This window comes from Bartonella sp. HY406 (assembly GCF_025449315.1).
GTDB lineage: Bacteria > Pseudomonadota > Alphaproteobacteria > Rhizobiales > Rhizobiaceae > HY038.
In genome coordinates this window covers 2,835,335-2,857,847 of the sequence record NZ_CP104893.1, presented here as the reverse complement: position 1 = coordinate 2,857,847, position 22,513 = coordinate 2,835,335, and the positions used below count along the sequence as shown (strand labels likewise).

Sequence of the window (22,513 nt, the reverse complement as noted above, 5' to 3'; positions counted from 1 at the left end):
CCATTTTAAATCATTGCCGATGGTGGGTGTGCTGCGACTTTATAGACGTTGCAGTCTTATTACAAAAGTTCTATTTTACCAAAGCTATTTTTAAAAGGTTTTTCTTTGTCTCATGTTTCGCATTTCAGTTGCTACCATTAATAATTTTATTCTTATCTGCCTGTTATGGTTTATTGTGCTTATCACACTTTATTATGTTAGTGAGACAATTTATAGCAATCCTGATCCAATAAAAAGTGAAAATAGTCTTGTGCAAGAGCCAAGCGCAAATAATATCGCTGATAAGACAACCACAACAACTAAGACTTTAGAAACCCGCCTTGCAACAGGTGATATAGAACATGGGCGAAAATTATTTGGTGAATGCGGTCTTTGTCACATACCCGCTGAGAATGGCCCAAATCGTCTAGGTCCTAATTTGTGGCAGATTGTCGGTCGTCCAGCTGGTGCGGTTAATGGCTTTAATTATTCAAGTGCCATGCGCCAATTGGGGCAAAGCGGTGCAAAATGGAATTATCAAAGCTTGGATGCATTTTTAAGCGCGCCACAACGCACATTAAAAGGCACAATCATGACCTATAAGGGCATGAAAGATGCACAAGATCGCGCTGACCTGTTACTTTATTTGCGCTCTTTAAGTGATAATCCGCAGGACCTACCAAAGGTTGATAAAGCAATTGATAGTGAAGACCAGTAGTTTTGCACTATTTTGTTGGTGTAAAAGTCCATCTTATTCATTTATTAAAGATAATTAATTATGAAGAATTTGCCATAAGTTTGGCAAAAAGCACATGATAATAGCATTTAAACTATAGCTCATAGATGCTCGACAAATGAATTGATAGGCAAAGGTTCAATATGCAAAGAGTAGCGACATTTTTTAAAATCATACTTCTAACTGCTTTGATAATGCCTTTTAATGTCGCGCTTAACGCTCTTGCCGAGCCCGCCAATCACCAACAAGAGTTGGGTGTGCAATCTGATAATACCCAGCAAAGCTCACCTAAAGCTGAACCAATATGGCGAACAAGTTCAAGTCTTGGCGATGCACCCAAATATGATGCTAATTTTAAACATTATGATTATGTCAATCCTGCTGCAAAAAAGGGTGGAACTCTTAATATTATTGTAACTGGTACTTTTGATAATCTAAATGCTTTCATTCCTAATGGTAATGTTGATAGCAATATTATGTTGATTTATGATACTTTGATGGCACGTTCAACAGACCAACAAAGTGTAAACTATCCGCTTATCGCTACGGCCTTACAATATCCTGATGATTATTCTTGGGTGAAATATAAAATAACGGATAAGGCGACATTTCATGATGGTACACCGATTACGCCGGAAGATGTGGCTTGGTCATTTAATACATTAAAAAGTGTGTCGCCCATTTATAGCTCTTATTATAGTGGTGTAAAATTGGCGGAAGTCACCGGAAAAGACGAAGTCACATTTATTTTTGCTGAAGCAGGAAACCGCGAATTGCCTAATATTATCGGCCAATTGCCGATTTTGCCAAAACATTGGTGGGAGGCAAAGGACGCGACTGGAAAACAGCGTGATATTTCTAAGCCTTTGCGTGAAATACCGCTTGGCTCTGGCCCTTACCGTTTGGAAAACTATAACTTTGGCAAATCCTCTCTTTATAAACGGGTGGATAATTATTGGGGTAGGGATTTGCCGGTCAACATTGGCCGCAATAATTTTGATGCGGTTCGCAACACTTATTATTTGAATGAAAACGCCAGTTGGGAAGCCTTTAAAAAAGGCGGTATTGGTGATTATAGGCAAGAAACCCGTATTCAATCTTGGATGCAAAAATATGATTTTACTGCAGTTAAAAACGGTTTGGTTAAACGCGAAAGCTTTGAAATTCATAGCTCTGGTCGCATGCAGGGTTATTTTATAAATTTACGGCGTGAAAAATTTGATGATGTTAGAGTGCGTAAGGCTTTAACTTTAGCCTTTGATTTTGAACATATGAACCGAGCTTTGTTTTTTGATCAATATCAACGCATCACCAGCTATTTTTATGGGCTCGATTTTGTTACCGCGCAAGAGATGCCGCAAGGTAAAGAATTGCAATTATTGGAAAGCGTTAAGTCGGAAGTACCAATAGAAGTATTTGAAAAGCCTTTTACCTTGCCTGTTTATAAGAATTCAACAGAGCTGCGTAAAAATTTAAGCGAAGCCATGAAATTGTTGCAAGATGCTGGTTGGCAGTTGAAAAATAATCAATTGGTTAATGCACAAGGTACGCCTTTTAGAATTGAAATTTTGCTAGATAACTCAGCTTTCGAGCGGGTAACCGCCCTTTATATTGCCAATTTAAAGCGCTTGGGTATTGATGCAACAATGCGCACAATTGACACTGCCCAATATCAAAACCGTCTTTATAATTATGATTATGATGTAATTTCCAGCATCATCGGCCAATCCGATTCACCAGGTAATGAGCAGCTTTATTATTTTGGCTCAACCATGGCAAATAAAAATGGCGGTAAAAATTATGTCGGCATTAAAAATCCTGCAATTGACGCAATGATTAATGCGATTATTTATGCCAAAGATCGTGATGATCTGGTCGCAGCGACACGGGCAATGGATCGAATTTTATTGTGGAATTACTACGTGGTGCCGCAATGGACATCATCAAAGATTAATATTGCCTATTGGGATAAATTTGACATTCCGCGACCGCAGCCAGAGGCATCGGGGTTTGATATTTATTCTTGGTCAATTGATCCGCAAAAAGAACAAGCATTACAGCAAAAATCGTCAGGTCAATAATCTTATCGGTAATTATGGTTTTAAATCGCAGCATTTATTTTGCACTTTATTTACCATATTTGCTTAGAGTTACGTTTTATCATTATAACAAAATTAGGCGAATTTCGTTTTGTGACTGATTGGTAAAAATCAATTGCATATTGAAGAAAGAAAATGGCAATGAAATCAATGGCGCGGATAGAGCCGCTAGCAATAATGGGGAGATATTAATGGCCGCTTATATCCTACGCCGCTTATTGTTGATTATACCAACCATTATTGGCATTTTAACCATTACTTTTGTTATTTTGCAATTTACCCCTGGTGGGCCAATTGAAACCATTGCTGCACAATTGCAAGGCGGCGGAAATGGTCCATTAGACCGTATCTCTGGCGGTGGCGGTGATATGGGCATTAGCGCTGAAAATGTTGGCGCTCACACAAGTTCCAGCCAGTCAATCTATCGCGGTGCGCAAGGTATGGACCCAGCCTATATCAAAAAGCTTGAAGAAAAATTTGGCTTTGATAAACCAGCTTGGCAACGCTATCTCATTTTATTACGCGATTATAGCACATTTAATTTCGGTAATTCTTTCATTTCAGACCAACCAATTATCGATATGATTAAAAAGACCTTGCCTGTTTCGGTGACGCTTGGTCTTTGGTTAATGCTCATTTCCTATGCAATTTCCATTCCTCTTGGTATTCGCAAAGCGCTTAAAGATGGCTCTGCTTTTGATGTGTGGACAAGTGCGGTTATCATTATCGGCTATTCTATCCCCGGCTTTTTGTTTGGCGTTATGCTGATTGTATTTTTTGCCGGCGGTTCGTTCTTTGACTGGTTTCCACTTCGCGGATTAACCTCCGATAATTTTGATGAATTATCATGGGGTGGCAAGATCCTTGATTATTTATGGCATATCACTTTGCCTGTTGCTGCTATGGCAATTTCAGCTTTTGCCACAACAACATTGCTTACTAAAAACTGCTTTTTGGAAGAAATCCGTAAGCAATATGTGGTAACCGCGCGCGCCAAAGGGCTAAGTGATCGTAAAGTGCTTTATGGGCATGTTTTCCGCAATGCAATGTTGGTCGTTATTGCTGGCTTTCCTGCAGCGTTTATTTCATCGTTTTTTACCGGTTCGCTGCTTATTGAAATGCTGTTTTCCTTAGATGGTATGGGGCTTATGAGTTATACGGCGGTTGTCAATCGTGACTATCCTGTTGTGCTTGGCACTTTGTTCATTTTTTCATTGCTTGGCCTCGTTGTCGCGCTTGTGTCAGATCTTGTTTATATGTTGGTTGATCCGCGTATTGATTTTGAAAAGAGGGATGTATAATGGCGAGTAATCCTTCAAATATTATGGCGGGTGAAAATACCGCTAATGGTTTAGCAAGCGAAATTGCGCAGGACGTTCATCGTTCAAGCGAACAAAAACAAAATAAACAAAAACATCGCCGTCCGTTTTTGTCGCCATTAAACCAACGGCGTTGGCGTAATTTTAAGAAAAATCGTCGTGGTTATTGGTCTCTTTGGTTATTCTTATTTTTATGCCTTTGTTCGTTTGGGGCTGCCTTTATTGCCAATGATCGACCGATTATTGCGTCCTATAAGGGTGAATTGCTGTTTCCAGCCTTTGTTGATTACCCTGATGAAAAATTTGGCGGCACTTTGGCTGCTGCCTATTTTCGTGATGGCTATATTCAAAAAGAAATAAATGAGCATGGTTGGGCAATTTGGCCACCTATTCATTATTCTTATGATACACCGAGCGAACAAACCCAAGCTTTATCTCCACCCTTTTGGATGCAAAGTAAGGATGAGCGTTGCAGATTTTATGATGGTGGTGCAGCAAATCCTGAATGTAAATTTGGCAATTGGAATATTTTAGGCACTGACGATCAAACGCGCGATATTTTTGCCCGCGCTCTTTATGGCTTCCGCGTATCGGTGGCCTTTACGGTTATTTTAACCGTATTTTCCACAATTATTGGCGTTGCGGCCGGTGCGGTGCAAGGTTATTTTGGTGGTTGGGTTGATCTTATTTTCCAACGATTTATTGAAATTTGGTCGTCTATACCAACGCTTTATTTGCTAATTATTCTATCGGCTTTTTTTGCACAGGGCTTTTGGGTATTGCTGGCAATTATGCTGCTGTTCCAATGGGTAACATTGGTCGGCGTGGTGCGGGCCGAATTTTTACGAGCGCGTAATTTTGAATATGTTAATGCCGCACGTGCGCTGGGTGTTTCCAATATCACGATTATGATCCGTCATTTATTGCCAAATGCTATGGTTGCCACCATTACCTTTTTACCATTTTTGTTAACTGCTGGCATTTCAGCCCTTGCTTCACTTGACTTCCTTGGCTTTGGTTTGCCGCCAGGTTCGCCCTCGCTTGGCGAATTAATGCTGCAGGCAAAAAACAATATTAATGCGCCGTGGATTGGTATAACTGGCTTTATTACTCTTGCCGTGCTTTTATCCTTGCTTGCCTTTATTGGTGAAGCGGCGCGTGATGCATTTGACCCAAGAAAGACACTCCAATGACGCCATTGCTATCAGTTCGCGATCTTTCTGTTGCCTTTCGTCAAGATGGTGAAGAAAAGCTATCGGTAAAAAATGTGTCCTTTGATATTCTGCCCGGTGAAACCGTTGCACTGGTGGGTGAATCAGGGTCAGGCAAATCAGTCACGGCTTTATCGGTATTAAAATTATTACCCTATCCTATGGCTAGTCATCCATCGGGCGAAATTTTATTTCGCCAAGATGATAGGGACAAGGATTTGATGAAATATAGCGAAAAGCAGCTGCAAAGCGTGCGCGGCAAAGATATTTCGATGATCTTTCAAGAACCAATGACTTCGCTTAATCCGCTTCATCGAGTGGAGCAGCAGATTGGTGAGATTTTACGTATCCACCAAGGTATGAGCACCAATGCCGCGCGTTTGCGTACGGTTGAACTTTTGGAGCAAGTGGGCATTAAAAATGCAGCAATGCGGCTACGCTCTTACCCGCATGAATTATCCGGTGGACAAAGACAACGGGTCATGATTGCTATGGCATTAGCCAATAATCCTCGGCTATTGATTGCTGATGAACCAACCACCGCCCTTGATGTGACGGTACAAGCGCAAATTTTGGATCTTTTGGCTGATTTGAAAAAACAACATAAAATGTCCATGTTGTTTATCACCCATGATCTTGGCATTGTGCGAAAAATTGCCGACCGTGTTGCGGTCATGACTAAGGGTGAAATTGTTGAGATGGCACCGGTGGATGAAATATTTGCCAATCCTCAACATGAATATACCAAAAAGCTTTTAGCAGCAGAGCCAAAGGGTAGTCCGCCTGCGGTTGATCCAAATGCACCAATTATTATGCGCGGCGAAAATGTGCGGGTGTGGTTCCCGATAAAGACCGGGCTTTTTCGTAGAACAACCGATTATATCAAAGCGGTGAATGGCATTGATATTACCATAAAAGCAGGGCAAACTTTAGGTGTTGTTGGTGAGTCAGGCTCAGGAAAGACGACCTTAGGACTTGCTTTAATCCGCATGATTTCGTCAAAAGGCATTATCAAATTTGATGATAAGAATATTAATGCTTTAAGCTTTAAGAAAATGCGGCCATTGCGCCGCGATATCCAAATTGTTTTCCAAGATCCTTTTGGCTCATTGTCGCCGCGCATGTCGGTGGGGGAAATTATTGCCGAGGGGCTTTCTATTCATGAGCCAAAGCTGTCCTATGATGAGCGCGAGGATAGGGTGATTGCCGCAATGGAGGAGGTGCGCCTTGATCCACAATCGCGCCATCGCTATCCTCATGAATTTTCTGGCGGGCAAAGGCAGCGTATCTCGATAGCGCGTGCCATGGTGTTAAATCCGCGTTTTGTTATGTTGGACGAGCCAACCTCTGCTCTTGATATGAGTGTGCAAGCCGAGGTAGTTGATTTGCTGCGCGAATTGCAACGAAAACACAATCTTTCTTATCTTTTCATCAGTCATGATTTAAAGGTGGTTAAAGCCCTTGCCAATGAGGTGATGGTGATGCGTGATGGTAAAGTGGTTGAACGGGGGGCAGCAAAAGATATTTTTGCTAATCCGCGTGAAGACTACACCAAAACCCTTATGACCGCTGCTTTTAATATGAATACGCGATTAAATAATGAGAAAGTTATGCCAAAACTATAAAACACCAAAAATGCGCTTTGGTGTTTAACAAATATTGTTCATAAAATTAACAACCTTTAATCGTAACATTTATGACAATGCTTTCGCATATCATCTAGCGATATTAGTTGTTACTTAGACCATTAAATTCATACGAAAAGTGCTTATCCATTTGGATGGGGAGGCTTTACAACGCCTTAGATTTTTTAACTCATTGCTGACAAAAAAACATATTAAAATTCATTCTATCAAAATAAAAATACGAGTTTTAACACAGGATTTTATGCTTAAATTGGACTATATTGGTCGTGAAAATTAAGAAAATATATGATTTGCTATGCTAAAATAGTTGATATTGATGATGTTATAAACGAAGAGATTACCATCTCTATCGGCGAATTTACTCTTGTCTGCTTTTGTGGCTATATGCCAAAGGCATTTGATAAAAATAAAATTTATCTTTGTGAAATTGACCTTGATTTTTTTGATAATGAAATTCTAGAAGAGGCCAAGGGTAATAATGTCAGGATCCAGCGTGATGGGGACGGTTTTAACTATACTCTTTATGGCTATTACAGTCATGGTTCGTTGTTTTTAAATGGACTTTATTTTGATGATGAATTTTTATTAGACTATGGCTATCTTGATAATAAATTTGTCCAAATAAAAGTAAGCAGAATAAATCTTAATATTTTATCAAATTGAGTTTATTGATGCCTTGGCTTTAAAGAAACGTTGCAGCAACAAATGCTACAACGATTAAAGATATATTAGAGCGCATTTCGATCTGATTGGATCAAATCCGCGCTCTAATACATTGTTTACACCGCGTTTTTTGTCCGAAAACCGCTTCACACTTTTCGGAAAACGCTCTAAAAGCAAATAGATAGATTTTTAAGCGCTATGGGAAAAGATATCACTTTCAGACCAGCCCATAAGGTCGAGCTCTGCTCTTGATGGCAAAAACTCAAAACAGGCTTTTGCAACATTTGTGCGGCCTTCGCGGGCAAGGCGTTCTACCAAAATTGCGCGTAAGCGATGTAAGTAGAGGACGTCAGATGCCGCATATTCGATTTGCGCTGGCGTTAATTCAAAGGCTGCCCAGTCAGATGATTGCTGCTGCTTGGAAATTGTAACATCCAATAATTCAATGCAAATGTCGCGCAAGCCATGGCGATCGGTATAGGTACGGGTAAGTTTTGACGCAATTTTAGTGCAAAATACTGGCTTTACTTCCGTATCAAAAGCAAGGCTTAAAACGGCAATATCAAAGCGGCCAAAATGGAAGATTTTTTCAATTTCTTGATTTTTTAAAAGGCTCACCAAATTAGGTGCAGTTTTTTGTCCCTTAGCAATTTGAATAACGTCGGCAGTACCATCGCCAGGGGAAATTTGTACAACGCATAAACGGTCACGATGAGGTTGCAACCCCAAAGTTTCGGTGTCAATAGCAACTGCCTTAACATTTTTATAATGGTCGAGATTTGGCAAATCACCCCGATGAACACGAATATCAGTCATCAAATTTTTCCTAAAACATGGTTATTAAATATGCCGTGCAAAGCTGTTCTTTGCACGGCTTGAAATATTAAGCAAGTGCCGCCAAAATACGTGCCCAAGAACGTTGCCCCTTGTGAAAAGAGATCAAATTATATTTTTCATTGGGTGAATGGATGCAGTCACTGTCAAGAGCAAAGCCGACAAGCAGGGATTCCATTTTTAAATAATCTTGAAAATCGCCAACAATTGGAATAGAGCCGCCCATGGCAACCAATTCTGCTTGCTTACCCCATTCTTGCGATAGGGCAATTTTAGCCTTGGAAACAATTGCGGAATCATAAGGCAATTGAATAGCAGGGGAAGCGCCATGCTCGATAAATTCAACCGAGCAATCAGCAGGAATGCGTTCTTTAACAAATTTGCGGAAAGCGTTGCGAATTTGGATCGGGTCTTGCTTATGGACAAGACGGAAAGAGATTTTAGCCGATGCTTGTGCAGCAATAACGGTTTTAAAGCCTTCCCCTTCATAGCCACCGCTAATGCCATTAAATTCGGCAGTAGGACGCGCCCAGATAAGTTCAAGCAGACTGCGATTGTTTTCACCGCTTGGGAAAGACAGGCCAACAGGATTTAAAAATTCTTTTGGCCCAAGACCAAGATTGTCCCATTGTGCTAAAATTTGGGTAGGGGTTTCTTCAACACCATCATAAAAGCCGGCAATAGTCACTGCGCCATTTTCATCATGCACATCAGCAAGAATTTTGCTCAAAATGCGGATAGGGTTAGCGGCGGCACCGCCATAATAGCCTGAATGAAGATCACGATTGGCAGCTTTTACAATAATTTCTTCGCCCACAAGACCGCGCAAGCCAACTGAAATGGAAGGCGTTGTCTCATTCCACATGGATGTATCACAAACAAGGGCAAAATCAGCGCGCAATTCATTGCGATGGCTTTCTAAAAATGGCTTTAAGGAAGGGGAACCCGATTCCTCTTCACCTTCAAATAAAATGGTAACTGCAACAGGTAATTGCCCAGTTTCTGCTTTAAAAGCCCGCAAAGCTTCAACAAAGGTCATAAGCTGACCCTTATCATCAGATGAGCCACGACCAGTAATAACTTTTTGCCCATCGCGCTCTTTCACTTTTGGGTCAAACGGATCATCCTCCCAAAGGGCAAGCGGATCAACTGGCTGAACGTCGTAATGACCGTAAAACAACACGTGAGGGCAGTTTTCGCTTGGGCCTGCATGATGGGCAACCACCATTGGGTGGCCGGTCGTATCGCGGCGCGATGCTTCAAAGCCAATAGATTTTAGATCTTCTACCAGCCAATCAGCAGCTTTTTTACAATCTTCCTTAAAGGCAGGGTCGGTGGAAATAGATTTAATTCTTAACAAATCAAATAGCCGTTCAAGGCTTTGATCAAGATTACCATCAAGGCGTTTAAGAACATTTTCCAGCATCATAAATCCACTTTCCAAAAATTGTTAAATAATTAAGCAGTATTAAAGCTAAAAAAAACACTTCAAGCAAGTGCGCAGTTAAAAATAAGCTTGGGCCTATCATCTTCGTGATCAAATAAATTGATCTTCAACCATTATCTTGGCAAGATGAACAATAAAAGGTTGAGCGACCCGATTGTACAATGCGTGAAATGATTGTGCCACAATTGGTGCATGGTTGGTTTTCACGACCATAAACAGCAAAATTATGTTGGAAATAGCCAAGTGAACCATCCGCATGGCGATAGTCACGCAAGGTCGAGCCACCAGCTTTAATTGCTTCAGCAATAACATCCTTAATGGCAATGGCTAATGCTTCACTTTTTTGCAACGCAAATTCACTACCATTGGCTAAATGTTCACCGCTTAATTGCGGCGATAGGCCCGCCCGCCATAGGGATTCGCACACATAAATATTGCCAAGGCCAGCAATAATGCTTTGATCCAATAATAAGGCTTTAAGGGGTGCTTTCTTATTTTTAAAGGCAACGCGCAGATAGTCGCCTGATAATACGTTGCCTAAGGGCTCAATGCCTAGTTTCTTAAATGCTGCATAATCCGCAAAATTTGTGTCTAGCTCAAGGGTGAAGAAACCAAAACGGCGCGGATCATTATAAACAGCCTCAAAAGTTTTTCCGTCTTTATTAAGCCCTAAAATGACATGGTCATGGGCGACTATTTTATCTTTTGGTGCATCATCACCGCTTTGACGCAGCCGCCATGAGCCCGACATGCCCAAGTGGCTAACAATAAAAAAGCCACCATCAAGATGGATAACAAGATATTTAGAACGCCGTGTTAAGGAACGGATTTTTTGCCCTTTAATGAGGTCTTTCATATTTTCTGCATAGGGCAAACGCAATTTTTTATCACTGGTTTTAATATAGTCGATATGTGCGCCTTCAAGATCTGGTGCAAGACCGCTACGGACCGTTTCAACCTCGGGTAGTTCTGGCATTTATAGTCCCTAATTCCTATTGTAGTGAGCGTATTTGGTTTCGTAAAAAAATATTGTCACGAATAATTATAGACTGCTCGGCATATTATTCGTTAGTTTTATTCAATAGGTGGTCAATCTGTCATATGAATGCAATAAATCTATGCGAAAAGCAAATCATCGGTGTTATTGTCATGGCTTTGACCACGGATGTACTGGCAAAGCTTGACAAAAGGTCGGGCACTCCATTTCCCGGCCTTTGCTTTTTTTTAGCGGATGATTTTTTCATCCGCTATTTTTTTGCGTTATAGCATTAAACGTTAAATGCCCATTCACCTTGGCGGAAGACAGCAACACGGCTACCATCGGCCTTAATGCCATCAATATCCATATCTTTGCCGCCAATCATCCAATCAATATGAATAAAGCTGCGATTGCCGCCAAGTGCTGCAATTTGGTCAGCACTTAACGATGCGCCATCCTTAAAGCATTTGGAATAGCATTGACCAAGCGCAATATGACAAGCGGCATTTTCGTCAAACAAGGTATTATAGAATAATAAACCACTTGCGGAAATTGGCGAAGAATGAGGCACAAGGGCAACTTCACCTAAATGGCGGGCACCTTCATCGGTATCAAGTACCTTGTTTAAAACAGCTTCACCTTTAGATGCTTTTGCTTCAACCACTTTGCCATTTTCAAAACGCATGAAAATATCATCAATCAAGCTGCCTTGGTGCGACAAGGGCTTTGTTGAGCGCACATAACCATCAACACGGCTATGATGGGGGGTGGTAAATACTTCTTCAGTTGGAATGTTTGGATTGCAAATAATACCATTTTTAGCCATGGATGCACCGCCATGCCATTCATGCTCATCGGCGAGGCCTACAGTTAAATCAGTCATTGCGCTTTTAAAATGCAGCGCAGAAAAATTTTGCCCATTGAGCCATGAACTGCGCAGACGTAAATTGGCATTATGGCGTTGCCAAGCTTCAACCGCACCATCATTATCAACACGGCTTGCTTTAAAAATAGCTTCCGCTAATTGATGGGTGGCTTCATCTTCACTCAACTGGGGAAAAACAACTTTTGCCCATGATGGATTGGGATAGGAAACAATATTCCAATTCACATCAAAACCAGCAATTTTTTCAAGCGCTGGTTGATACGCAAGTGAGGTTGCTTTGTTAAGACGCGATACTTTTTCAGGATCTTCGTTAGAAAGTAAAAGCGGATTATCTCCAGCAATGGCAAGGCGAGCTGCGCCATTTTCAAAAGCTTTTGCCATGCCTTCATAAAGCCATGAAGCGGCGCGGTCAAAGCTTGCATCATGGCCGTTATGGAAACGTTCTAGGCTTAAAACCTCGTCACCAAAAAAAGGGGTCACAACGCCTGCACCAGCCTTATAGGCATGATGGGCAATGCGGCGCACCAAAGGCAATGCTGCAATCGGCGCGGTTAAGACAACATCTTGTCCTTCTTTTAAGCCAAGCCCAACTTTCACCGCAACTTCTGCTAAACGGTCAAGCTTTGTTTCATCAATAATTGTCTTATTTTCTTGCATGGATTTGACCTCTTTTTTATTGCAAATTATTGGCTAAAATTAATATCGCTGAAAGCCAATGAAATGCAATGCTTAAATATCAAATAACAATGTCTATTGCGGTATGGAAAAGCTTTTTCATCATTTTATTCTCCACCGCCAATTTTCTCATTTATCAATGACAAATAAGCGCCTATCGATTAATCATGCCCTCATATTCCCATGAAAAATATTGGCATAAATAAAGCTGAGCATCTATCTGGCTAATGATCTGCTTTGCATTGTCTAATATATTTTGAATAATATCTTTGACCTTTTGCCAGCTATATTTCTCAATTAAAATGATTTTATAAGGATGATCCAAGTGGTTGTGTTTTAATTGGGCAATGCCCTCTCTTGTTGCAATCATCACGCTATAAATATCACAGCCATCTTCACCCCTATAGCCAATATACATGTCAAGTGAATAAAAGACACAATTATCAAGTGGCTTCCATTTTTCAAGATTATCAATATCTGAACAATGGAAGCCTTTGATTTCAATCTGTTTGCTTATTAATTTTGTGTATTTTTTGGGCATTTTAAAAACCTAAGATAAAATCAAAAGTTTCGCTTTCACCCTTAACTTAAACGCTTAAAACGGGCGGCAAAAAAACCATCCATGCCACTAAGTTTTGGATTTTCATTGGGTAAATCGGCAGGCGTCGTGCGCAAATATCCTTCATCGGTTAAAATATTTGCATAAATATTTTTAGCCTCATCGGACGTATTATTAAAGCTTTGGCAAAGTTCTTCAACGGTGAAGGGAATAAGCGCAACATTAGTGCGGTTTTTCAAAAACTTAGTAACCAGTCTTTCGCCTTCTCTTTTGCTTAAAGAACAGTTGGAAAATAATATCGTGCCGCCAATTTTAACCAGATCAATGCTTTTTTCTAAAAGTTGCAATTGTAAATCTGCAAGCCTGCCGATTTCATCAAGGGATTTTGTCCACAATACATCGGGATGGCGGCGAATAGTGCCAGTTGATGAGCAGGGCGCATCAAGCAATAGTGCATCAAAAGGCTGTTCTGGTTTAAAATCCTGCAATTCGCCATTATAAGTGGCAACATTTAAGTTTAAACGTTCCATATTGGAAATGAGCCGTTTCATGCGATTTGTCGAGGCGTCAACCGCAGTCACATTTGCCCCAGTACTGGCAAGCTGCGCGGTTTTACCACCAGGGGCCGCACATAAATCGGCAATATTTTGCCCTTTATCAGCCTTCATTAAGCGGGCTGGTAGGCTTGCTGCAACATCTTGCACCCACCATTTACCTTGGCTGAAGCCCGGTAATTCTGGAATAGAGCAATCAATTTCAGCAATTCGGATAGATAGGAAAGGCAGCACTTCGCCGCCAAGCTCTTGTGCTATTGCTTCAACATCACCACTTGCTGTGATGTCCAAAGGCGGCTCATAGGCTTGTGCCTTAATGATATCTTGGGCTTTTTTTTTACCGTAATCACGCTCAAGCATTTGCGCAAACCATAAAGGCACATTGGATAGAACATCATCGTGCTGTAAAATTGCATCTTTTTCGCGGGTAAAGCGGCGTAAAATAGCATTTACTAGGCCAGAAAAACGGGTAAGGCGCGGATCAAATTTGGCAATTGTGACAGCAAGATTAATTGTCGCATGATCCGGCACATCAAGATAAAGAATTTGCGCGGCACTAATATGAATAAGATGTTTTAAAGCACTGGCATTTTGCGGCAATGGCCTATCGACAAATTGGTCAATCGCATTATCAATAGCACCGCGATTTCTTAAAGCGGCACCCAAAATTGCCCGTACCAAAGAGCGGTCACGCATATCTAGTGCTAAATATTGTGGGTGGCCATGCTCATTATCGGTTAAGCCATCAAGCGAGGTTGCCTTGTCAATCACTGCGCCAAGCATACGCAAGGCTGCTTGGCGAACGGCGATGCCAGCCACTTTGGGCTGGCGATCTTGTTTGTTACTATCGCGTTTTGGCTTCTGATTATTGCTTTTTTGCGCTTTGGCGTTGTTCAAGACCATGGACCTCTTGGCTTATTATCTTTTTTAACTTTCATCCAGCTTGGCCGCTCAACAGTTTTGCGCATGGTTTGCCTTGGGCTATTGCTGCGCATATCGAAGGTGCTGTTTGACTGTGTTCCCATCTCTTGAGCCATTTCACGCAATTTTGCAATACGATTCTCAGTATTGGGGTGGGTTGAGAAGAGATTATCTGTTCCACGACCTGATAATGGGTTGATAATAAACATATGGGCGGTTGCAGGATTATGTTCGGCTTCGTCATTAACCACTTCATGGGCGCCGCGAGCAATTTTGTTTAAAGCCGATGCAAGCCATAAAGGATTGCCGCAAATTTCTGCGCCGCGTCTGTCAGCAGCATATTCACGGGTACGACTAATTGCCATTTGTACGAGCATCGCAGCAAAAGGCGCAACAAACATGATAATCACCGTTCCAATTATCCCAAGTGGATTGGTAGAATTGCCGTTGGAATCGCGATTACCACCAAAAACAAAGGCAAGATTTGCCAGCATTGAAATAGCACCAGCAATCGTTGCGGTAATTGTCATGGTTAAAGTATCACGATTTTGCACATGGGCAAGCTCATGCGCCATAACGCCAGCAATTTCTTCCGGTGTTAGGCTGTTTAATAGCCCAGTTGTTGCTGCAACCGCTGCATTTTGTGGATTTCTACCCGTTGCAAAAGCATTGGGTTGCGGGTTTTCCATAATATAAACGCGTGGTTGTGGCAAGCCAGCTTTGCGAGCTAAATCGCTGACAATATTGTAATATTCAGAGTTTGATCGCGCATCAACCTCACGGGCACCATACATGCGCAACACCATTTTATCTGAATTCCAATAAGAAAACAGGTTAAGGCCAGCTGCAATCACAAAGGCAATCATCATGCCCGAAGGGCCACCGATAATATAACCTACACCCATGAAAAGGGCCGTCATGAATGCTAAAAGCATGGCGGTCCGAATAATGTTCATCAACAAAACTCCATCGTTAATTCGTTTCTGTTCGCATTTTGTAAATCTACTTACCCACTTATTATATTATAATGACCAAAAAATGCCTAATAAGGGCAGTTTTTGCGATTATTTGAAGCATAGGAATATTCCTATGCTTGTCGTTAAAAAATAAGCTGGCAAGATTTACCAATTTTATATAAAATGTGGATTTGTAAGAATTTTTTCAATGGATTGGTGAAAAAATGACTGAAGAACAGCAAATAATCAATAAAGATGATGATGGGGCTGAGGAAAAGCTCGTTCCACCGGCAGCAAAACGCGCTTTAGCCGAAGCACAAAAGCGCCGTGAGCAGGCAGCCCTTGCCGCTGAAAAGGCGAAGCGAGAACTTGGTGGGCGCGGTGGTCATGATCCGGCGCGTTATGGTGATTGGGAAATTAAAGGCCGCGCTATCGATTTTTAATATCCAATAAGCCCACCATCTACGGCATATTGGCTTGATGTTACAAAAGAGGCATCACTAGACAATAAAAATAAAGCTACTGCGGCTGCTTCATCTGCAGTGCCGATGCGCCCCAATGGAACTTGGCTTATGACTGTTTTTTCAAATTTATCACGCATATCTTGCGATAAAAAATTTCGAAAATTGGTTTCAATCGGGCCAGGAATTATTGTATTGACTCTAATTTGCCTTGGTGCGAGTGCGCTTGCCCAGCTCCGCATCATTGCAATAACAGCGCCTTTTGTTGCCGCATAGCGACTGGTCAATGCTGCGCCCTCATAGGCGGAGCTAGATGAGGTTAATACAATTGAAGCGCCGTCATTTAATAGGGGTAATAGATGCGCAAGTTGAGCCATCGGCCCTTTTACATTGACAGCAATCATCTCATCTAATGATGCCAAGTCTATATCCGATATATTATCTAAAGCGGCAATGCCTGCATTAAACCAAATACCATCAATGCGGCCCCATTTTTCAACGGTCTTGGTTAGGTTTTCTATATCAATATTTGATGATGCATCATTCTGAATAACTATACTATTTGTGGGAAGTAGTTTAGAAATTTTTTCAATAGAATTTGTATTTCTTCCCGTTAGTAAAACATTTCCACCTTCTTTTATAATTCGCTCGCTACCAGCAAGCCCCATGCCGCTTGTTCCGCCGGTTATTATGATTTTTTTGTCTTTAAATCTCATTGCTACCCTCCCTTTACTTTTTTAGAAACGAATAACTGATTTGGATTATTAACTATTAGAAATTCGAACCATATAATAATTTCTTAGAGAATTTGTGGTAAATCCTATCAATCAACCTAATAAAAGCAAGTGTATTGTTTGCCGGTTTAAGCTAACAATACCCTTGCTTATATATTTGTCTTACATAACTTAAATTAACGATTTTGGATATCTACCAATTTTTGGGCGATCTCCTGCATGATGATACCGGTATCGGGGCCAAAGCCAAGTAGCTTTAAACCATCCAGCCGTAAGAGATCTTTATTCTTAACTGCCGGAGTATCTTGCAATGGCGCTTGCTCTAGCAATGTTTCAACCGTTGGGAAGCCATCATTGCTCATAGATAAAATAAGGTCGGGTGCCATTTTAGTTACTTGTTCTTTATCTAAAGGTACATAGGATTCAAGATTGGCGGCGGCATTTTCTCCGCCTGAAAGAACAATAATGTCATTGGCGGGGGTGTTTTTACCTGCCATGAATATGGGGCCAACTTCCTTGTCGCCTGAAGGTACAGTCAACAGAAAAAGCACTTTTTTCTTAGTGGTAAGTTCAGCCTTTATGCTATTTGCTTTATTAAAGTCGTTTTTTATCCGCGCAATTAACTCATTGACCTTATCTTCATGATTAAGTGCATGGCCAATAAAACTAATTTTTTCAATGACACCATCTTCACTGTGATCATCTGGAATAATAAGAACTGGAATCTTGTTGTTTTCAATAGAGGTTAAATTATCCTTATTTAAAGCGCCTTCTAAAGCCAATACAGTTTGGCCATCAACTTTTTTAATTGCAGCAAGGTCAATAGTTGCGGCAGCGCCAATATTTGTAAGATCGCGTCCCTCCTTCATAAATGTGCTGCGCTTATCAACACCGACTAAGCGATCTTTATCACCAAGGGCAATAATGGTCTCAGTAACGGGCCAGCCGATGGATACTAATTTAGCATTATCATTAATCAAGATTTCGCTAGCTTGTATTAAAGACGGTTGACTATTCGTCGCCAGTGCAAATGCCGCAAGCATAAAAGTTTTAAAAATTCGGTTTTTGGTAACAGTCTTAAGTGTTTTTGTCATAACCTATCCTTTTCATTTTTGCGGCATGTGAAGCAGGACACTTTGTTTATCGCTGTGTCTTGCAGGTTTGTTAAATGTCCAAGGCTTTGCCCTTTGTTACGTTATTGGCTAAAATTCTTGCACAAATGAGATTTTAAAATTGCGCCCCGGCTCGCTATAATAAGCTTTTTTATAATTGGCGCTTGATGGTAGATCGAGTGCATTCCAATAGGTTTTATTAAATATGTTATAAATACCTGCTTGTAATTTTGACCCTTTTTCACCAAGCGGACGCCACCAACCATTAATATCAAAAACGGCATAGCCGGGTGCTTTGGCGTAATCCGACTTGTTTTCTACACGGTTGCGTTTTGACGCCGCCGTCATTCTTATGTCCGCGCCCCATATTTCTTGGGCATAGCCAAGACCAAGCGTTCCTTTAAGGGGGGGAATAGAATTTAAATATTCGTCCGTTTCGCGATCCTTGCCTTCCATATAAGCAAGGGTGAAATCTGTGCGCCAATTGGAAGTTATTTGCCAATAGGCTTTTGCTTCTACGCCGGAAATACGAACCTTAGCGCGGTTTATATAAACAGCCTCACCGCTTGGAAACATAAGCGATGGTCCAAGTTCTTTGCGGCCGATAAAATTTTTATAATAATTGCTAAATAGTCCAAGCGAACCACCCCAGTTGTGACTTGTATATTTTGCACCAATATCAAAGCCATTGCCAATTTCAGGCTTCAAGTTAGGATTGCCATAAAGGTGATAAATGCCAGGATTGGCGAACTCTAAGTAAAGTTCCGATGAACTGGGCGCCCTAAAACTTTGTGCCCACTGCGCATAAAGCATGATATTATCGGTTGCATCCCATTCGCCACGTAATTTGGGTGAAAAGTGCGAATCGCTAACCTCTGCTGCATAGCCATGGAAAAATACGTTGGATTCAAAGCCTTTGGTGGCTGAGGGCTTATGTTTAAACCAGTCAAACCGACCGCCAGGGGTAATTCTTAGGCGATTGTTCAAAAATGCCATTTCATCTTCAATACTTATGCCCCAACTTGTTGAACGGGTAGTTGGTATTTCAGATTGGTCGCTAAGTAAAAATTTGCACATCATATAGGGTGGACGATAGGGTGGCGGTGGGCAAGTATCATGACCCGTTGTATATTGCTCAAAGCGCGAAGACGAGCCGTTACCTGCAATGCGCAAAGTATGGGTCACGTGCTCAAAATTTAATACCTTCATTGCATCAAATGTTAAGCCGTAATCTCGATTTTGCGTATTGGAAATTCGATAAAAATCCCCTTTGGGTGTGGTTAATCGAATTTGTTCGGTTCCAGAACTTGCACTATTTTCTTGCCAATAGCCAATGATGCGGGCACGATCTAACCAACCATCACCATTGCCATAATAATCATATGAAGCTGAATAACGCTCACGCTTGCGATTTTGTTCTTGATAGGTGCTCGCTGGTTTATATTGAGCGCTTGCTTGGTTTAGCACCCATGTGTCACGGTCATTGTCAAAACGCTCTGCGGTAAAGCCCAAGCGGTGTTGATCGTTAATATATTGATGAATCTTAAATAAGTAGTTTTTGCTAGAGAAGTCTTCAGGGTTTTGCATGCTGCGCAATACGCCATAACCGCCATCATCGCCATTATTTGCGCGTTGCTTGCCGCCAACATAGCCGCCTTGAAACAGCATATAAGTTTGATTAAATTTAACTGCGAAAGCTTCGTTAATGTGCCAACTGCGATTGGCTGAATCGTAACTACCTTTGGTAATTGATCCCCAATTTTTATTGTCTTTAATAAGATCTTCAGGGTCTAAGGTGCGCATTAACACAATGCCGCCTAGCGAGCCAGAACCGTAAATACTTGAATCTGCTCCTTTGCCAATATCAATTGCTGATAAACTACCAAAATCAAAGGCTGACGCCCCACCCCTTACACCACGTGTAATATCATCAAGCCAAGGAATAGGTATGCCGTCAATCATGGTGGTGACACGATTGCCATCAAGACCGCGAATATTAAAACTGTCATTTTGACGATTATAATTGATTGCTGGATCAAGCCGAGAAATATCGTTGACATTATCAACTTGCTTATTTTCAATGTCTTTGGATGTAACCGTATCGGTTAAAACACCTTTATTTTTTATATTTTGGTTTTTTTCAGCTTCCACAACAACGGTGTCAAGTTCAGTTTCTTGTGCCGCTATTGCTGGAAATGTAGCAATTTCATAAAATATTGATAATGTCAAAAATGTGGTTAATAGAACTTTTGTTTTAAATCTAGGTTTGATTTTTATCATTTTACTATCACCAATAAATCAAGTTAAGTAAATATAGTCATTAATTAGATTTTTAACGGGCTATATAAACGATCATAACTTAAATATGACTAGGTAATACAAACTCTTATTTTTCGACAACTATCGAGATAAACTTTTATCTAGCCTATATTTATTTTTATTTTGGCTATCAAACATGATAAAGTTAGTCAAGATATAAATTAAAAAGCACTTTTTTAAATTAGAAATAAAGTTATAAAAAGCGCAGATTTTTGGGTTTATTTTGTTATATCTGCGCCAAAAAGTCGCGTGCGCACAGAGCGGCATTTTACCTTTTAATAAGATCAATCCATGTTGATCATTTTTATCGCCCTGATTTTTTATTGTGCTGAATTGCTTACTTGGAAGTGCAATTCTCTTGTGCTTCAAAAATAGTTTGGATTTATGAAGTTTATCATTGGTAAGATTAATGCATTTATTGATTAAACAATGAACTTAAAATTTACGGACATCATTTGGACGATAAAAAAATGGATCGTCTAGAAAATTGTGAGGCACTAGCTCCTTTTCGTTGTGATATAAGGGAGTAAGCTTTTCTTCGGCTATACCTATTTTAATCTTCATCGTCTTTGTTTTTAAATCACTAAGATCTAGTGCAGCTACATTGCTTAGGTCAATATTGGTTAGCCTCCCCATTTTGTTAAGAATGGATAGCTTATTAAAGGCAGTATTTGCCAATAATAATGTCTCAAGTTTAGTTAAATTTTCTAGGTTTTTAAAATCTTTTATTTTGGTGAATGAAAGATCAAGCGCTTCAAGCTTGGAAACATTTTCAAGACCAACAAGGCTAGTTAAAGGTGTATGGCGTAAACTTAAGACTTTAAGGCTGGTAAAACTGCTAATAAGAACTAAATCCTTTATTTCACTCTCGTCAAGAATAAGAAATTGAATTTTTTCTTGGTGATTAAATGGCTTATCTTTTGTGATTTTCGTGCGGTTAAGATCTAGCACAACTAGGTTATGAATGGTTGGTAATTCACTAGGATCAAAATTTGGAAAATTAATAAGTTGCAATTTTTTGAGATTTTTGAATTCTGTTAATTTTGCAAGCTCTGCTTTGGTTAATAATTGGTCTGTTTGTAAAGGCTTGTCGGAGTAGTTTTTATTATGGCAAAAGTGACTAAGTGGATATTCTAATTTTTCGGGCTTATAGCAAACTGTAATATCTTCATGGTCTACCCAAAAATCTCCGCCCATAAATTGTATTTTTTTATCGCCGCGTTTTTGGTGAACAAAATCATCTGTTTGTTCTGAAGGTATGAAATATTCTTCGTCGATGAGAGCTTCGGGATTATAAATAAAATTGGTTTCACGATTATTGCTCGGTGCTTTACCATGTATAATATTAGGTAATTGGGTTGCAATATAATAATAATGCAAGCGTGTACTAGCTAAGCTGGCATCATCAAAACCCCGTAGGTCAAGATATTTAGAGACTGGTATTTGGGAAAGATCTTTAATTTTGCTATTGGACAATAGCAGCCAATCTAGCCAATTGATTTTTTTAAGGGGTGTTGCATCTTCCACAAGAGTGCCGCGCAAATCTAAATGATTAAGCGTGTAATAAGAATAGGGAAGTTTATTTAAATTGCTTATTTTTGTATCATTAAGGAGGAGGGTTTTTAAATTTTTTTGTTTAAAATAACTCAAATCGTCAATTTTTGTTCCCGTAAGAATTAAGGTTGTAAGATCAGGTAAATCGGCTATTGGAGCATAATCGTCCACTATAACGTCCGTTAAGTTGAGATAATTTAAACGTGGAAATCGTTTTAAAAAATTCAGATCTTCAACTTTCACTTCACTCATACTCAAATAGGTGAGGGCTGTGTTCTTGAATGACGGAAGGTTTTGTTTGCCAAGTTCTAAGCCGTCTAGCCAAAGAAATTGTAAATTTTTAAAATGTTCTAGTAATCTTATGTTACGAACATTTGTTCTTGAAAGATCTAATATGGCAATATCAGCATTTGCACTAATCAAGCGCGGAGAAGAAAAATTACTGTCAGCAAGATTTAGATAATTGAGATGATACAGACTTGTTAAAAAACTAAAATCATCAAGCATAGTATAATTAATTGTAAGATTTTGTAAGCTTGTTAACTCGCTCCAACCGGATATTGTACGGCTTTTAATATGCCTTAAGCTCAAGCTTTTCAAATTACGGGCATTTTTTAAAGGGCTAATGTCTTCTAGACGTGTTTCTTCAATTTTTAGCTCAACCAGATTAGGCAATATAGGAAAATTGGCTAAGGATTTTAAACCTTCGCCTTTTATATTAAGTGTATGCAATTGTATTAGTTTTGCAAGATTTTGCCAATCTTGGTGCGTGTAACCCGACACAGGGGGAGTTAAATATACAAAGCTACTGTTCAAGGCGATGGTTTGATCGCCAATTAAAACGGTTCCTACTTGGTCATTAGTGGATT

General features: G+C 40.2%; 18 protein-coding genes. 7 read left to right on the top strand and 11 right to left on the bottom strand.

Features of this window, described 5'->3' with window-relative positions:
- Positions 1 to 112: 112 nt before the first annotated feature.
- From N6B01_RS12150 to N6B01_RS12125, 6 genes are all read left to right on the top strand, one after another.
- Complete coding sequence (locus N6B01_RS12150; protein WP_182418020.1) at positions 113 to 697, top strand: c-type cytochrome; 585 nt, start codon at positions 113 to 115, stop codon at positions 695 to 697.
- Positions 698 to 909: 212 nt separating this feature from the next.
- Positions 910 to 2,796, top strand: a complete 1,887-nt coding sequence (locus N6B01_RS12145) for an extracellular solute-binding protein (RefSeq protein WP_262078980.1) — start codon at positions 910 to 912, stop codon at positions 2,794 to 2,796.
- A gap of 209 nt (positions 2,797 to 3,005) precedes the next feature.
- Positions 3,006 to 4,115 carry a microcin C ABC transporter permease YejB gene (locus N6B01_RS12140; RefSeq protein ID WP_262078979.1) on the top strand — a complete coding sequence of 370 codons (1,110 nt, stop codon included), beginning with the start codon at positions 3,006 to 3,008 and terminating at the stop codon, positions 4,113 to 4,115.
- Complete coding sequence (locus tag N6B01_RS12135; RefSeq protein ID WP_246708079.1) at positions 4,115 to 5,326, top strand: ABC transporter permease; 1,212 nt, start codon at positions 4,115 to 4,117, stop codon at positions 5,324 to 5,326. Before N6B01_RS12140 ends, N6B01_RS12135 begins: the two co-directional genes overlap by 1 nt.
- Positions 5,323 to 6,969, top strand: coding sequence for an ABC transporter ATP-binding protein (locus N6B01_RS12130; protein ID WP_262078978.1), 1,647 nt, complete (start codon positions 5,323 to 5,325; stop codon positions 6,967 to 6,969). Before N6B01_RS12135 ends, N6B01_RS12130 begins: the two co-directional genes overlap by 4 nt.
- A gap of 306 nt (positions 6,970 to 7,275) precedes the next feature.
- Complete coding sequence (locus tag N6B01_RS12125; protein WP_262078977.1) at positions 7,276 to 7,653, top strand: UCP019853 family protein; 378 nt, start codon at positions 7,276 to 7,278, stop codon at positions 7,651 to 7,653.
- Between the two features lie 189 nt (positions 7,654 to 7,842).
- Here N6B01_RS12125 and N6B01_RS12120 read toward each other — a convergent pair whose 3' ends face one another.
- The 7 genes from N6B01_RS12120 to htpX form a co-directional block, all read right to left on the bottom strand.
- On the bottom strand, positions 7,843 to 8,469 hold the full coding sequence (locus N6B01_RS12120) for a ribonuclease D (protein WP_182418016.1): 627 nt from the start codon (positions 8,467 to 8,469) through the stop codon (positions 7,843 to 7,845).
- Positions 8,470 to 8,536: 67 nt separating this feature from the next.
- On the bottom strand, positions 8,537 to 9,916 hold the full coding sequence (locus N6B01_RS12115) for a M20/M25/M40 family metallo-hydrolase (protein ID WP_410007212.1): 1,380 nt from the start codon (positions 9,914 to 9,916) through the stop codon (positions 8,537 to 8,539).
- A 124-nt stretch (positions 9,917 to 10,040) separates the two neighbouring features.
- Positions 10,041 to 10,910, bottom strand: a complete 870-nt coding sequence (gene mutM, locus N6B01_RS12110) for a bifunctional DNA-formamidopyrimidine glycosylase/DNA-(apurinic or apyrimidinic site) lyase (RefSeq protein ID WP_262078975.1) — start codon at positions 10,908 to 10,910, stop codon at positions 10,041 to 10,043.
- 292 nt (positions 10,911 to 11,202) lie between these two features.
- Complete coding sequence (locus tag N6B01_RS12105; protein WP_262078973.1) at positions 11,203 to 12,456, bottom strand: aminopeptidase; 1,254 nt, start codon at positions 12,454 to 12,456, stop codon at positions 11,203 to 11,205.
- Between the two features lie 172 nt (positions 12,457 to 12,628).
- Positions 12,629 to 13,015: an Imm8 family immunity protein gene (locus N6B01_RS12100; protein ID WP_262078972.1), complete on the bottom strand. Its 387-nt coding sequence runs from the start codon at positions 13,013 to 13,015 to the stop codon at positions 12,629 to 12,631.
- A gap of 41 nt (positions 13,016 to 13,056) precedes the next feature.
- Positions 13,057 to 14,484 carry an RsmB/NOP family class I SAM-dependent RNA methyltransferase gene (locus N6B01_RS12095; protein ID WP_262078971.1) on the bottom strand — a complete coding sequence of 476 codons (1,428 nt, stop codon included), beginning with the start codon at positions 14,482 to 14,484 and terminating at the stop codon, positions 13,057 to 13,059.
- Positions 14,481 to 15,464 carry a zinc metalloprotease HtpX gene (gene htpX / locus N6B01_RS12090; protein WP_262078970.1) on the bottom strand — a complete coding sequence of 328 codons (984 nt, stop codon included), beginning with the start codon at positions 15,462 to 15,464 and terminating at the stop codon, positions 14,481 to 14,483. Before htpX ends, N6B01_RS12095 begins: the two co-directional genes overlap by 4 nt.
- A gap of 224 nt (positions 15,465 to 15,688) precedes the next feature.
- Between htpX and N6B01_RS12085 the strand changes: the two genes are divergently transcribed.
- A complete protein-coding gene (locus N6B01_RS12085; RefSeq protein WP_262078969.1) occupies positions 15,689 to 15,907 on the top strand; it encodes a DUF1674 domain-containing protein in 219 nt (72 codons plus the stop codon).
- On the opposite strand, the gene N6B01_RS12080 is transcribed toward N6B01_RS12085, so the two are convergent.
- The 4 genes from N6B01_RS12080 to N6B01_RS12065 all read right to left on the bottom strand — a co-directional run bounded on the left by N6B01_RS12080 (position 15,904) and on the right by N6B01_RS12065 (position 22,319).
- On the bottom strand, positions 15,904 to 16,641 hold the full coding sequence (locus N6B01_RS12080) for an SDR family NAD(P)-dependent oxidoreductase (protein WP_262078968.1): 738 nt from the start codon (positions 16,639 to 16,641) through the stop codon (positions 15,904 to 15,906). The genes N6B01_RS12085 and N6B01_RS12080 overlap by 4 nt on opposite strands.
- Positions 16,642 to 16,835: 194 nt before the next feature.
- Positions 16,836 to 17,753, bottom strand: a complete 918-nt coding sequence (locus N6B01_RS12075) for a heme/hemin ABC transporter substrate-binding protein (RefSeq protein WP_262078966.1) — start codon at positions 17,751 to 17,753, stop codon at positions 16,836 to 16,838.
- A 108-nt stretch (positions 17,754 to 17,861) separates the two neighbouring features.
- Entirely contained in the window at positions 17,862 to 20,051 is a 2,190-nt protein-coding gene (locus tag N6B01_RS12070; RefSeq protein WP_262078965.1) for a TonB-dependent hemoglobin/transferrin/lactoferrin family receptor, read from the bottom strand.
- 474 nt (positions 20,052 to 20,525) lie between these two features.
- A complete protein-coding gene (locus tag N6B01_RS12065; protein WP_262078964.1) occupies positions 20,526 to 22,319 on the bottom strand; it encodes a leucine-rich repeat domain-containing protein in 1,794 nt (597 codons plus the stop codon).
- Positions 22,320 to 22,513: the final 194 nt, after the last annotated feature.